Origin of the sequence: Paractinoplanes ferrugineus (genome assembly GCF_016862195.1) — a bacterium.
GTDB lineage: Bacteria > Actinomycetota > Actinomycetes > Mycobacteriales > Micromonosporaceae > Actinoplanes > Actinoplanes ferrugineus.
In genome coordinates this window covers 23,802-36,432 of record NZ_BOMM01000060.1, presented here as the reverse complement: position 1 = coordinate 36,432, position 12,631 = coordinate 23,802, and the positions used below count along the sequence as shown (strand labels likewise).

Below are 12,631 nucleotides of genomic sequence, written 5' to 3'. Positions count from 1 at the left end.
CTCACCAGCCCACCGCCACCAGCAGATACTGCGGGTCGCCGTGCGAGATGAACGTCGACTGCCCGGCCACGTCGTCGTAGGGGAAGCCGTAGGCGAGCGCGCCGAGCGAGTTGTCGTGCCAGAACTCGGCGTAGTAGTTGGCCGGCGCCGCCCGGTAGAAGTTGCTCACCGTCTCCTGCTGGGCGGCGGGCAGGTCGGCGGTGTGCCGGTTGAGCGCCGCGCACTGGGCGGCGTTCGCGGCGAGCGGGCCCGAGCAGCCGAAGATCTGCTGGGTGGTGGCGCTGACGCCGACCGACGACGCGTACGAGGACAGGTAGTTCTGGTATTGCCCGCCCGGCTGGAAGGCGGGGTCGCCGCCCGGTGACACGATCCGGTACGGCGCGGTGGCGGTGGCCGAGTGCTGGAACGGTGTGGGAACGGCCGCCGCGAACCGGGCGAACGTGGCCATCCGGTCCTCGGTGAAGGTCTGGTAGTTCTCGCCGACCTGCTGGTCGGTTCCGTCGTGCGAGTGCAGCCGCAGGGCGAGCTTCAGCCCGAAGGCGTCGACCCGGGTGGTGTTGCCGTTGAAGACGTCCGGTCCGACGGTGAACTCGATGAAGTCGTAGTACTGGCTGTCGGCCGAGCCGAGGTGGAAGTACATCCGCCCGGCCGAGTTGGCCGGCATGTCGAGGTAGGGCTGCTCGGCGATGGAGTGGGTCTGGCCGTTGAAGCTCCAGAACACCTGGCTGTCGGGGTACCGGCCGTTGGTCCGGTTGAGCACCTTGACCTCGACGACGTTGCGGGCGGCCGGGATGCCGGCGGTGTCACCCCAGAACGAGTCGGGCATCGCGGTGCTGCTGCCGCCACCGCCGGTGCCGCCGGTGCCGTAGACCTGGAACTCCCACAGCGAGTAGCCGTAGGGGGTCGCGCGGACGGTGCCGTTCACCCGGACGTATCGCCCGGAGCCGCGCACCGTGAGGCTCTGCGTGCCGCCGGTGCCGGTGGTGGTGCTGTAGACGGTGGTCCAGGTGCTGCCGTCGGCCGAGGTCTGGATCTGGAAGGACTTCGCGTACGCGGCCTCCCAGGTCAGCTTGACCGAGGTGATGGTGGCTGTCGCGCCGAGGTCGACCCGCAGCCACTGCGGGTCGCTGAACGCGCTCGACCAGCGGGTGCCGGTGTTGCCGTCGACGGCCGCGCTCGCGGCGTAGGCGCCGCTCTCGGTGCTCGACGCGGTGGCGGGTCGGCCCTGCGAGAGCAGGGTGTCGGCGGCGTCGGCCCGGCCGGCGGCCGGGAACAGGCCGAGGACCAGGAGTACGGCGCCGAGCGCGGCCGTGGTCAGCCGGCGCCGGGGGATGGCGTGTCGCATGGGAGTCTCCCGAACAGTGGTGCGCCCTCGCGGCTAGGGGGATGCGAGAGCGCTCTCACCGTCCGAGTCTCATCGACCGGAGCCGCTACCTCAAGGAAACCGGGTTCCGGAACTTCGGCGCCCAGCCGATCGCCGGGGCGATGTGCTTCACGATCGTCTCCAGGATGCGCGCGTTGTAGGCGACACCGAGCTGGTTGGGCACCGTGAACAGGATCGAGTCGGCGGCCCGGACGGCGGCGTCGTTCGCCAGTTCCTCGGCGATGCGGTCGGGCTCACCCGCGTACGTGCGGCCGAAGCGTGACCGGACCCCCTCGAGCAGGCCCACCTGGTCCTCGTTCTCCTGGTTGCCGAAGTAGAGGCGGTCGATGTCCTCGGTGATCGGCAGCACGCTGCGCGAGACCGAGACGCGGGGCTCCCGGTCGTGGCCGGCCTCTTTCCAGGCGTCCCGGTAGAGCTGGATCTGCTCGGCCTGGAGCTGGTCGAACGGCACCCCGGTGTCCTCCGACAGCAGCGTCGAGCTCTGCAGGTTGAGCCCGAGCCCGGCCGCCCACGTCGCGGTCTGCCGGGTGCCCGCGCCCCACCAGATGCGCTCGCGCAGGCCGGGGGACTGCGGCTGGACGGCCAGCCCGCCACTGATCCCGGTGCGGGCCGGGTCGGTGCGCGCCATCGCCTTGCCGCTGATCGCGTCCAGGAAGATCGTCGTCTTCTCGCGCGCGAGGTCCGCGACGGTGCTGCCCTCCGCCGGTACGTAGCCGAAGTTGGCGGCGCCGTCGAGCGCGGTCTCCGGCGATCCCCGGCTGACCCCGAGCTGCAGCCGCCCGCCACCGATCAGGTCGGCGGCCGCGGCCTCCTCGGCCATGTAGAGCGGGTTCTCGTAGCGCATGTCGATCACGCCGGTGCCGATCTCGATCCGCCGGGTGCGCGCCCCGATCGCCGCCAGCAGCGGGAACGGTGCGGCGAGCTGCCGCTCGAAGTGGTGCACTCGCACGTACGCCCCGTCGACCCCGAGTTCCTCGGCCGCCTCGGCCAGCTCGATGGTCTGCAGCAGCGAGTCCGCCGCACTGCGTGTCTGTGACCCGGCGGCATCGCGCCAGTGCCCGAACGACAGGAATCCGATCTTCTTCTCCACGCCCGTGCCAACCCCGCGTGGTGGCCCCGGATTCCCGTCAGGCGGTGTCGAGGTGGTTCTTGATCGTTTCCATGACGGTGGCGAGGGCTTCCAGCTCGGCGGAGCTGAGCACCTCGGCGAAGTGGGTGCGGACGGCCTGCGAGTGCTGCTTGGCGGCGCGCCGGAAGGTCGCCCGGCCGTGCTCGGTCAGGCGGACCTCGGCCACCCGGTTGTCGGACCGGTGCCGGCTGCGCACGACCAGTCCGCGGCTCTCCATCCGGGCCAGGTGGTGGGACAGCCGGCTCTGCTCCCAGCCGATCAGATCGGCCAGCTGGGTGGAGCGCAGCGCCGGTTCGCCGCGCTCGTGCAGGGCCACCAGCACCGGGTAGTCACTGCCGGACAGCCCGGAGTCGGCCATCAGCAACCGGTCGAGGTGCCGCTGGAGCAGCGGCGTGACCTCGATGAGCCCGCGCCAGGCCCGGAGCTCGAGCGGGTCGAGGCCGCCCGGTTCAGGAAGATCGTCGACCACGGTCCGAACCTAGCAACGGGGTGTCCGACAACACCAGCCAATTGCATGACGTGTCATATATCGTCTTCGGCACGCGAGCCCCGTGACTTGAGGCCCCTGATTCGAGGAGAGTGCGATGGCCACCGTCGAGCAGCTGATGAACGCCAACCTGCTGGAGGTCTTCAACGAGCGCGACGGCGACCGGCGCCGGGCCGCGATCGCGCGGACCTATGCGCCGCACGTCCGGTTCGCCGATCCCGACGCGGTCGTCGAGGGCCACGAGGCGCTCGACGCCAAGGCGCAGCAGATCCTCGACGGGGCTCCGGGGTTCGTGTTCACCGCCGGCGGCCCGCTGCGGGTCAGCCACGACCTGGGCATGCTGGAGTGGAACTTCGGTCCCGAGGGACAGCCGCCGGTCGTGCGCGGGGTCGACATCGCGCTCGTCGCCGACGGCTTGATCACCAGCGTCCACACGCTGCTGCTCGACTGAGCCGCCGCGCCGGGCGACGATCGGATCGCTAGGCGCGCTCCGGGCCGGCGGCTGACGGCCGCAGGGCCAGCTTGCCGACCGTGGCCCGGGCCTCCAGCTCGGCGAGTGCCTCGGGGCCCTCGGCCAGCGGCCGGACGGTGGGCTCGGCCGGCCCGAGCACGCCCGCCGCGAGCAACGCGGACATCTCGGCCATCAGTTCGCCGAACATCGCCGGTGCGGCCTGGATCAGGACGCCGATGTTCAGGCCGACGACGTGGATCTGATGCCGGTAGACCAACTCCCAGTTGGTGACCCGGGCCTCGCCGCCGGCCAGGCCGAAGACGACGACCCGGCCGGTGACCCGCCGGGCCGCGGCCAGACTCGCCGCGAAGGTCGCGCCGCCCGCCGACTCCAGCACCAGGTCGGCGCCCGCGCCGCCGGTCAGCCGCCGGACCTGCGCGGCCAGGTCGGCCCGGCGGGAATCGAGGACGTGGTCGGCGCCCAGCGCGCGGACCAGGTCGTGCTTGCCGGGCGAGGCCGTGCCGATCACGGTGGCGCCGTAGTGCTTGGCCATCCGTACCGCGGCCTGGCCGGTCCCACCGGCGGCGGCGTGGATCAGCACGCTCTGTCCCTCGGCAACGGCGCCGAGCGGCTTGAGCGCGGCCAGCGCGGTCGGCCAGTTCACCATCAGGCCCAGCGCCTGCTCGTCGGCCCAGCCGGCCGGCACCGGGACCGCCCCGGCCGCGGGCAGCACCATGAACTCGGCGAACGCCCCACCGTCGATCCCGACGCCGACCACGTGGGTGCCGGGCGGCGGGCCGGTCACGCCCGTACCGGCGGCGACCACCTCACCGGCGCCCTCGATGCCCGCCACGTAGGGCGGCCGCGGGCCGTCCGCGAACGTGCCGCGGGACTGGGAGATGTCCACGAAGTTGAGTCCGGCCGCCATGACCCGGATCAGGATCTCGCCGGGCCCGGGGACCGGCGTCGGGGCGTCGGTGATCAGTCGCAGGTCCCGGGGGCCGTCGAAAGAGGTCTGCTGAAGGGCACGCACAGTCGGTCTCCTCGGTTCGGGCGGGCGGCGATCGCCCGCCGATCACCCAGGAAGACCCGGCCGGGCCGGCAAAGGAATCGCGGCGAACCCGAAGAACGCGACCAGATCCGGATCACCGAAGGAAGAGATCCGGCGGATGCCGTCGTCGGTCACGGTGAGCACACAGATTCCGTACGGTTGGTAGTCGCCCCGCTCGTCGCGCCGGTAGGCAGCCGCGGCCGGTTGGCCGTTGGCGCTGGTCGCCAGCATGCGCCAGGCGCCGGGCCGGCCCAGCAGGTGATCGCGCAGGAACGGCAGGCAGGCGGCGCGACCGGCGAACCAGGTGCGCAGCGGGGTCGCCTCGATCGTGGCGTCGGCCAGCAGGAGCCGTTCCAGGGCGGCGGCGTCGGCGTTCTCGAACGCCGCGATGTACTCCTCGAGAATCGCCCGGGCCCGCGGCTCGGCCGGCTCGGCGATCTCCGTCTCGGCCAGGCCCAACTCCTCGATCCGCGCCCGCGCCCGCTGCAACGCGCTCTTCACCGAGGCGGTCGTGGTGCCGAGCATGACCGCCACCTCGGCCGCCGGGAACGCGAGCACGTCCCGCAGCAGCAGCACGGCCCGCTGCCGCGCCGGAAGGTACTGCAGGCCGGCGGCCAGGGCCAGCCGGACCGAGGCCCGCTCGGCCACCACGGCCGCCGGATCGGCCGACCCGGCCAGGACCATCGCGTCCGGCGCGGGCTGCAACCAGCTCACGTCCGGGTCGGCCGTCAGGTCGGCGTCCGGATCGTGGGCCGGGTCGGACCTCCCCGACGGCAGCACCCGCCGGCTCCGGCCGGCCAGCTCGGTGAGGCACCGGTTGGTGGCGATCCGGTAGAGCCAGGTGCGCACCGAGGACCGGCCCTCGAACCGGTCGTAGGAGCGCCAGGCCCGCAGATAGGTCTCCTGAACCACGTCCTGCGCGTCGTGGATCGAGCCGAGCAGGCGGTAGCAGTGCGCCACCAGCTCCCGCCGGAACGGCTCGGCCACGTCGGCGAACCCGGCCCGATCGCTATCCACGGCGCCTATTCAAGCACCACCGGCCTTCGCCTACTTGGACTGTTCGGCCGCCCACGCGGCGACGCGGCGGGCGCTCTCCTGCTCGGAGAGGTCCTCGACCCGGGTCATGATCGACCAGCGGACGCCGTGCGGGTCCCGGACGCTGGCGAACCGGTCGCCGGACACGAAAGTGGTCGGGGCCTCGCGGATCACCGCCCCGGCCGCCTCGGCGCGGGCCACCACCTCGTCGACATCGGGACAGTAGAAGCCCAGCGAGTAGCACGCGCTGTCGCCCTCGGGCGCGGCGACCAGGCCGTAGTCGGGCATCGGCTCGCCCAGCTGGAGCAGGCCGTTGCCGAAGTCGAGGACGGCGTGCGCGACCACGTCGCCGAACTCGGTCACGTCCACCACGCGTACGCCGAAGATCTTCTGGTAGAAATCGATGGCGCCGCGGGCGTCGCGGATCGCCAGGAAGGGTGTCAGGGCGGTGGCGCCGTGCGGGGTGCCGTTCGTGGTGTACTGGCCGTCGGCCGGCGCGTTCGTCTCCGTCATAGCTCAGGATCGTAGGTATGCCCGGTTCAGCGGGGCTTGAAGATTCGCGACAGCCGCGCGGGATCCTGTACCCGGCGCGGCTGCCCACGTTCGACCGGATCCCGGCACCCCCGGCGGTGGCCGACCTGGTGCGGTGGTTCTGGATCCCCGAATGGCGGATCCAGCCGGGCCGGACCTCGCGGCAGCACCTGATCGCGTTTCCCGCGTGCAACCTGGTGGTCGAGCCGGCCGGGGTCGGCCTCGCCGGGCCGGCGACGCGCAGCTCCCACCGTGATCTGAGCGGGACCGGCTGGGGCGTCGGGGCGCTGCTGCGGCCCGCGGCGGTGCCGCACCTCGCCGGGGACCCGGGGGCCCTGCGCGACACGTACGTCAGCAAGGATCTGCCGGATCTGCACGACCTGGTCGGCCGAGCCATGACCGGGCCGGGGGACCGGCACCGGCGCGCCGTCGACGCCTTCGCCGGCTGGCTCGCCGCCGAGGTCCCGCCGCCCGATCCGGAGGCGCTGCTGGCCAACCGGATGGCCGAGGTGATCGACGCGGATCCGGCGATCCGCACGGTACGGGACGCGACCGAGCGCCTGCACCTGTCGGCCCGGTCCCTGCAACGGCTGGCCGGCCGCTACGTCGGGCTCACCCCGCTGGCGATGATCCGCCGGCGGCGGCTGCAGGAGGCGGCCGAGCGGCTGCGGGCGGAACCGGGCACGAACCTGGCCGCGGTCGCCGCCGACCTCGGCTACAGCGACCACGCCCACCTCGCCAACGAGTTCCGGGCGGTGCTCGGCCTCACCCTGAGCGACTACCGGGACCGCGCGAGCGACTAGCGGTCAGTCGCGGGGCTCGGCGTCCGGAAAGGCGGCCCCGGCCGGGTGGCTCACGGGTGGCCGGTGCTCTGCCGGATCAGCAGTTCGAAGGGGGCGTAACCCTCCTGGGGGGACGCCGACGCGCCGCCGTCGATCCGGCGCTCCAGCAGGGCCAGGGCGAGCCGGGCGATCTCCGCCCGGTCGGGGCGGATCGTGCTCAGCGTCGGGGTGTGGAAGTCGCCCTCCTCGATGCCGTCGAAGCCGATCACCGCCACGTCGCCGGGCACGCCCCGGCCGCGCTCGTGCAGGGCCCGCAGCGCGCCGATGGCCAGCAGGTCGTTGAAGCAGAACACGGCGTCGGGTGGCTGGGGGAGGTCCAGCAACTGGTTCATCGCGGCGTAGCCGTCGGCCCGGTGGTAGCTCTTCGCCGGCTGCACCAGGGTCGCGTCGTAGCGGATCCGGGCGGTTCGCAGCGCGGCCCGGAAACCGCGCAGGCGCAGGGCCGCGGTGCCGCCGGAGATGTGCGGCTGGCTGCCGATCGCCGCTATCCGGCGCCGGCCGAGGGCGAGCAGGTGGGCGGTGGCGGCGGTCGCGCCGGCCACGTTGTCGATGCTCACGTGGTCGACCGGGGCCTTGGTCAGGCGCTCGCCCAGCAGCACCAGCGGGGTGCGGTCGCGGCGTTGCTCGATCTCCTTGGCGGTCAGCGCCAGCGGGCTGACGATCAGGCCGTCGATCAGGTGCGACTTGATGCCGTCGAGGACGATGCGTTCGCTGTCCTTGGCACCCTGGGTCTCGTCGATCAGCACGGTCCAGCCGTGTTTCTTGGCCTGCTGCACGAACTGGGCGGCCAGCTCGGCGAAGTAGGGCGCGCTGATCTCGGGGACGGCGAGGGCGACCACCCCGGTGCGGCCGCCGCGCAGCAGCCGGGCCGACAGGTTGGGCCGGTAGTCCAGCTCGTCCAGCGCGGCCTGGACCTTCGCGCGGGTCGCGGCCGAGACGAACGGGAAGTCGTTGATCACGTTGGACACGGTCTTGACCGAGACGCCGGCATGCAGCGCGACGTCCTTGATGCTGGCGCCCATGAGCCTCCTCCGCCGGACCTCCCAGGATAGTAAAGCGCGTTTCCCGCTCTTTACAACGTAGTAAACAACGTTGTAAAACCAAGCCCATGCACAACGCGAGGCTGACTCTCGACCCGGCGTTCCGGATCGGGACCATCGACCGCCGGCTCTTCGGCTCCTTCGTCGAGCACATGGGCCGCTGCGTCTACACCGGCATCTTCGAGCCCGGCCATCCCCGGGCCGACGACCAGGGCTTCCGCACCGACGTGCTCGACCTGGCCGGCGAGCTCGGCGTCACCGTCGTGCGCTACCCGGGCGGCAACTTCGTCTCGAACTACCGCTGGGAGGACGGGGTCGGCCCGCGCGAATCCCGCCCCACCCGCCTGGACCTGGCCTGGCGCTCGATCGAGAGCAACCAGTTCGGCCTGGGGGAGTACATGTCGTGGATCCGCCGCCTCGGCGCCGAGCCGATGCTCGCGGTCAACCTCGGCACCCGCGGCCTCGCCGAGGCCGTCGACCTGCTCGAGTACTGCAACTTCCCGGGCGGCACCGAGATGTCGGATCGCCGGATCGAGAACGGCGACCCCGAGCCGTACGGGGTGAAGCTGTGGTGCCTGGGCAACGAGATGGACGGTCCCTGGCAGATGGGACACCAGACCGCCCACGAGTACGGCCGCAAAGCCGCCGAGACCGCCCGGGCGATGCGCCGGCTCGACCCGTCGGTGGAACTCGTCGCCTGCGGGAGCTCCAACCGGCAGATGCCCACGTTCGGCTCCTGGGAGGCGGCCGTGCTGGAGCAGACGTACGACCAGGTCGACTACATCTCCATGCACGCGTACTACCAGGAGCACGACGGCGACGCGGACAGCTTCCTGGCCTGCGCCGTCGACATGGACGCCTTCATCGAGGACGTCATCTCCACCGCCGACCACGTCCGCGCGGTCGGCCGGCACCGGAAACGGCTCAAGATCTCGTTCGACGAGTGGAACGTCTGGTACGCGTCCCGCTTCGGCGGCGAGGCGAGCCTCGACTGGGCGGCGGCGCCCCGGCTGATCGAGGACGAGTACAGCGTGCTGGACGCGGTCGTCGTCGGCACCTTCCTGATCTCGCTGATCGGCCACGCCGACCGGGTCGCGATCGGCTGCCAGGCCCAGCTCGCCAACATCATCGCCCCGATCCGGACCGAACCCGGCGGCCCGGCGTGGCGCCAGACGATCTTCCACCCGTTCGCGGCCGCCGCCCGGCTCGCCCGCGGCGAGGCGCTGCGGGTCGCGCACGACTCGCCGCTGATCGACACCGCCCGTTACGGGCCGGTCCCGGCCCTGACCGCCGCCGCCTCGCTCGACCCGTCGACCGGCGACACCGCGCTCTTCGCCGTCAACCGCGACCGCACCGGTCCGCTTTCCCTGACCGTGGATCTGCGCGCCCTCCCGGGAGCCTCGTTGCGCTCGCACGAGGTACTCGCCGACGACGACCAGCGCCGCACCAACAACCAGCAGCACCCCGACCGGGTCGCCCCGCGCGCGGTCGCCGGCCGGGTCGAGGACGGCCGGTTGACCGTCACCCTCCCGCCCGCCTCCTGGAACGTCCTCGAGATATCCACCGACGCCAAATAGGAGTACCGATGACCCCCTCAGCACACTCCCTGTCCCGTCGCCGGTTCCTCGTTCTGACCGGCGGCGCCGGCACCGCCGCCGCGCTCGCCGCCTGCGGTGGCACCTCCCAGGCGCCGACCGCGGCCCCGGCCGGCGGCAACGGCGGGGCCAGCTACAGCGGCCCGAACGTGACGATCAACTTCTGGAACGGGTGGACCGGCAGCGACGGTGAGACCGCGCAGAAGATGGTCGACGAGTTCAACAAGGCCAACCCCGGTGTCCAGGTCAAGATGAACGTCTTCCAGTGGGCCGACTTCTACCAGAAGCTGCCCGCCGCCGTGCAGAGCGGCAACGGGCCCGACGTCGGCGCGATGCACATCGACGACCTGCCGACCCAGGCCGCCCAGCAGGTCATCGTGCCGCTCGACGACATCGCCGGCACGCTCGGGCTGAAGGAGTCCGACTACGCGCCGGCGGTCTGGACCGGCGGGATGTACCAGGGCAAGCGCTACGGCATCCCGATCGACGTGCACAACCTCGGGCTCTACTACAACAAGACGGTCATGGAGCGGGCCGGCCTCGACCCGGAGAAACCGCCCACGACCAAGGACGAGTACATGTCCCAGCTCGAGACCCTCAAGAGCAAGGGCATCCAGGGTTCCTGGGTCTCGCCGTTCCAGTTCACCGGCGGCTTCCAGTTCGAGTCGCTGCTGTGGCAGTTCGGCGGCGACGTGTTCAACGCCGACGCGTCCGGCGCCACCTGGAACGGCGACCCCGGGGTGCAGGCCCTCACCTGGATGGTCGACCTGGTCAAGAACGGCTACAGCCCCAAGAACGTCGGGCAGGACGCCGATTACCTGTCGCTCAAGAACGGCCGGAACGTCTTCAACTGGCAGGGCATCTGGCAGGTCAACGACGTCGCGGCGCTCACCACGTACAAGATCGGCACCGCGCCGCTGCCGAAGATCGGATCCACCGGCGGGGTCTGGGGCAACAGCCACCAGTTCGTGCTGCCGCGCAAGAAGGACGACGACGCCAACAAGTCCAACGCGAGCCGGTTCTTCATCAACTGGTTCACCCAGCACTCGGCCGACTGGGCCAAGAGTGCCAAGGTGCCGGCCCGCAACGACCTCGCGCAGTCGGCCGACTTCAAGGCCATCCCCGGCCTGAGCTCGTTCGCCGGGGACGTGCGGTTCACCCACTTCCCGCCGTCGGTGGCGGGCATCGGCGACGCGCTCGCCCAGCTCTACACCGGGGTGCAGAGCGCGGTGCTGCTCAAGCAGGACCCGGCGGCCGCGCTCGACTCGGCGGCCGACAAGGCCAACAAGATCCTGGCCGACAACAAGAAGAAGTACGGGGCCTGATCGTGGCCGTCGAAGCCCGGCCGGCGCGCGCCGTCGACGCGCCGGCCGCCGGATCGGGCGGCACCGTACGGCGGCACGCGACGTTCACGCCGTACCTCTTCCTCCTGCCCTTCGGGGTGCTGTTCGTCGGTTTCGTGGTGGTCCCGGCCGGCTACGGCCTGTGGGTCAGCCTGCACGACTACAACTACCTGCTGCCCGGCAAGCCCTGGACCGGGCTGGGCAACTACCTCGACCTGTTCACCCCGGACAGCCGCGACAGCGGCGACTTCTGGAAGAGCATGCTGGCCACCGGCATCTTCACGGTGTTCAGCGTGCCGTTCCTGATCGTCTGCCCGCTCGGCGTGGCGCTGCTGCTCAACCGGGCCGTCAAGGGCCGCGGCTTCTTCCGGGCGGTCTTCTTCGCACCGTACGTGCTCGGGGTGGCCGTCGTCGGCCTGCTCTTCCGGTTCGTGCTCGACCCCAACATCGGCCTGGTCAACAACTACCTGGGCCACGCCGTGCCGTGGACCACCGACCTGCCCTGGGCGTGGATCTCGCTCATCGGCATGACCGTGTGGTGGACGCTCGGCTTCAACGCCGTCATCTATATGGCCGGCCTGCAGGACATCTCCCCGGAGCTGTACGAGGCGGCCCGGGTCGACGGCGCGTCGCGCTGGGACGAGTTCCGCAACGTGACGTTGCCCGGCCTCCGACCGGTGCTGGCGTTCGTCACGACGATCACCATCCTGGCCTCCGCGAACATGTTCGGGCAGTCGTTCCTGCTGACCAAGGGCGCCCCGGCGAACGAGACCCGGACGGCCATCATGTACATCGCGGAGACCGGCCTGGTGAACAACCGGCAGGGCATGGCCGCCGCGATGAGCTATGTCCTGGCCCTGATCCTGATGGCGGTCAGCGTGCTCAACCTGCGCCTGACCCAGCGTAGGGAGGTCTGATGAGGCCCGGCCGCGTGCTCTTCTGGCTCACCCTCGGGGTGCTCACCGTCATCTTCGTGGCGCCCCTGCTGTGGATGGTGGTCACCTCGTTCAAGACCAACAACGACGCCACCGCGATCCCGCTGTCCTGGCTGCCGCACCCGTTCAGCGGCGCGGCCTACTCGACGGTGCTCACCACCGACTCGGCGACCCCGGTGCTGCGCTGGTTCGTCAACAGCGTGCTCGCCGCCGTGGCCAACGCGGTGCTCATCATCGCGGTCGACGCGATGGCCGCGTACGCCCTGGCCCGGCTGCGCTTCCGGGGCCGCCGGCTGGCCTCGGCGACGATCATCGGCACCCTGTTCGTGCCGCCGTTCGTCTTCCTGATCCCGAACTTCCTCATCGTCAGCCGACTGGGCTGGCTCGACTCGCTGTGGGCGATCATCATCCCGTCCGCCGGTGGCGCCTTCGGGGTCTTCTTCCTGCGCCAGTTCTTCGCCGCGCTGCCGGTCGAACTCGAGGAGGCGGCTCTGCTCGAGGGGGCCAACCAGTGGCAGATCTTCACCCGGATCGTGCTGCCGCTGGCCCGGCCCGCCCTGGCCACGCTCACCGTGCTGTCGTTCCTGACCAACTGGAACGACTTCCTGTGGCCGTTGTACGTGCTCTACAGCGCGGAACACCTGACCCTGCCGGCCGGGCTGGGGAACCTGCAGAACGCGGCCACCACCAACTATCCGATCGCGATGGCCGGTGCGGTGGTGGCCAGTGTGCCGGTGCTGATCCTGTTCGTGGCCGCGCAACGGCACGTGATCCAGAGCGTCACACACACCGGCGTGAAGGGGTGAGC

Annotated in this window: 13 protein-coding genes; 6 read left to right on the top strand and 7 right to left on the bottom strand. The window is 71.3% G+C overall.

From position 1 onward, the window contains the following. Position 1 precedes the first annotated feature (1 nt). The 3 genes from Afe05nite_RS33935 to Afe05nite_RS33925 all read right to left on the bottom strand — a co-directional run bounded on the left by Afe05nite_RS33935 (position 2) and on the right by Afe05nite_RS33925 (position 2,982). Positions 2–1,345 carry a beta-1,3-glucanase family protein gene (locus tag Afe05nite_RS33935; protein WP_203821374.1) on the bottom strand — a complete coding sequence of 448 codons (1,344 nt, stop codon included), beginning with the start codon at positions 1,343–1,345 and terminating at the stop codon, positions 2–4. Between the two features lie 85 nt (positions 1,346–1,430). After that, positions 1,431–2,474 carry an LLM class flavin-dependent oxidoreductase gene (locus tag Afe05nite_RS33930; RefSeq protein WP_203821373.1) on the bottom strand — a complete coding sequence of 348 codons (1,044 nt, stop codon included), beginning with the start codon at positions 2,472–2,474 and terminating at the stop codon, positions 1,431–1,433. Between the two features lie 37 nt (positions 2,475–2,511). After that, on the bottom strand, positions 2,512–2,982 hold the full coding sequence (locus tag Afe05nite_RS33925) for a MarR family winged helix-turn-helix transcriptional regulator (protein WP_203821372.1): 471 nt from the start codon (positions 2,980–2,982) through the stop codon (positions 2,512–2,514). Positions 2,983–3,097: 115 nt separating this feature from the next. On the opposite strand from Afe05nite_RS33925, the gene Afe05nite_RS33920 reads away from it, so the two are divergent. Beyond that, a complete protein-coding gene (locus Afe05nite_RS33920) occupies positions 3,098–3,451 on the top strand; it encodes a nuclear transport factor 2 family protein (protein ID WP_203821371.1) in 354 nt (117 codons plus the stop codon). Between the two features lie 28 nt (positions 3,452–3,479). Here Afe05nite_RS33920 and Afe05nite_RS33915 read toward each other — a convergent pair whose 3' ends face one another. The 3 genes from Afe05nite_RS33915 to Afe05nite_RS33905 are packed head-to-tail and all read right to left on the bottom strand — an operon-like array spanning position 3,480 to position 6,050. Further along, positions 3,480–4,484, bottom strand: a complete 1,005-nt coding sequence (locus Afe05nite_RS33915) for an NADPH:quinone oxidoreductase family protein (RefSeq protein ID WP_203821370.1) — start codon at positions 4,482–4,484, stop codon at positions 3,480–3,482. A 42-nt stretch (positions 4,485–4,526) separates the two neighbouring features. Then, the gene (locus Afe05nite_RS33910) at positions 4,527–5,519 is read right to left on the bottom strand and encodes an RNA polymerase subunit sigma-70 (RefSeq protein ID WP_239118399.1); all 993 of its coding nucleotides are present in this window, start codon (positions 5,517–5,519) and stop codon (positions 4,527–4,529) included. A 30-nt stretch (positions 5,520–5,549) separates the two neighbouring features. Continuing rightward, on the bottom strand, positions 5,550–6,050 hold the full coding sequence (locus Afe05nite_RS33905; protein ID WP_203821369.1) for a VOC family protein: 501 nt from the start codon (positions 6,048–6,050) through the stop codon (positions 5,550–5,552). 17 nt (positions 6,051–6,067) lie between these two features. Here Afe05nite_RS33905 and Afe05nite_RS33900 point away from each other — a divergent pair, with 17 nt between their 5' ends. Beyond that, entirely contained in the window at positions 6,068–6,871 is an 804-nt protein-coding gene (locus tag Afe05nite_RS33900; RefSeq protein ID WP_344224420.1) for an AraC family transcriptional regulator, read from the top strand. A gap of 50 nt (positions 6,872–6,921) precedes the next feature. On the opposite strand, the gene Afe05nite_RS33895 is transcribed toward Afe05nite_RS33900, so the two are convergent. Then, a complete protein-coding gene (locus Afe05nite_RS33895) occupies positions 6,922–7,932 on the bottom strand; it encodes a LacI family DNA-binding transcriptional regulator (protein WP_203821368.1) in 1,011 nt (336 codons plus the stop codon). 86 nt (positions 7,933–8,018) lie between these two features. Here Afe05nite_RS33895 and arfA point away from each other — a divergent pair, with 86 nt between their 5' ends. The 4 genes from arfA to Afe05nite_RS33875 are packed head-to-tail and all read left to right on the top strand — an operon-like array spanning position 8,019 to position 12,629. Continuing rightward, complete coding sequence (arfA, locus tag Afe05nite_RS33890; protein WP_203821367.1) at positions 8,019–9,527, top strand: arabinosylfuranosidase ArfA; 1,509 nt, start codon at positions 8,019–8,021, stop codon at positions 9,525–9,527. Positions 9,528–9,535: 8 nt separating this feature from the next. Further along, on the top strand, positions 9,536–10,870 hold the full coding sequence (locus tag Afe05nite_RS33885) for an ABC transporter substrate-binding protein (RefSeq protein WP_203821366.1): 1,335 nt from the start codon (positions 9,536–9,538) through the stop codon (positions 10,868–10,870). Between the two features lie 2 nt (positions 10,871–10,872). Then, positions 10,873–11,805: a carbohydrate ABC transporter permease gene (locus Afe05nite_RS33880; RefSeq protein ID WP_239118398.1), complete on the top strand. Its 933-nt coding sequence runs from the start codon at positions 10,873–10,875 to the stop codon at positions 11,803–11,805. Next, positions 11,805–12,629, top strand: a complete 825-nt coding sequence (locus Afe05nite_RS33875; RefSeq protein WP_203821365.1) for a carbohydrate ABC transporter permease — start codon at positions 11,805–11,807, stop codon at positions 12,627–12,629. The genes Afe05nite_RS33880 and Afe05nite_RS33875 overlap by 1 nt, the downstream gene beginning before the upstream one ends. Positions 12,630–12,631: the final 2 nt, after the last annotated feature.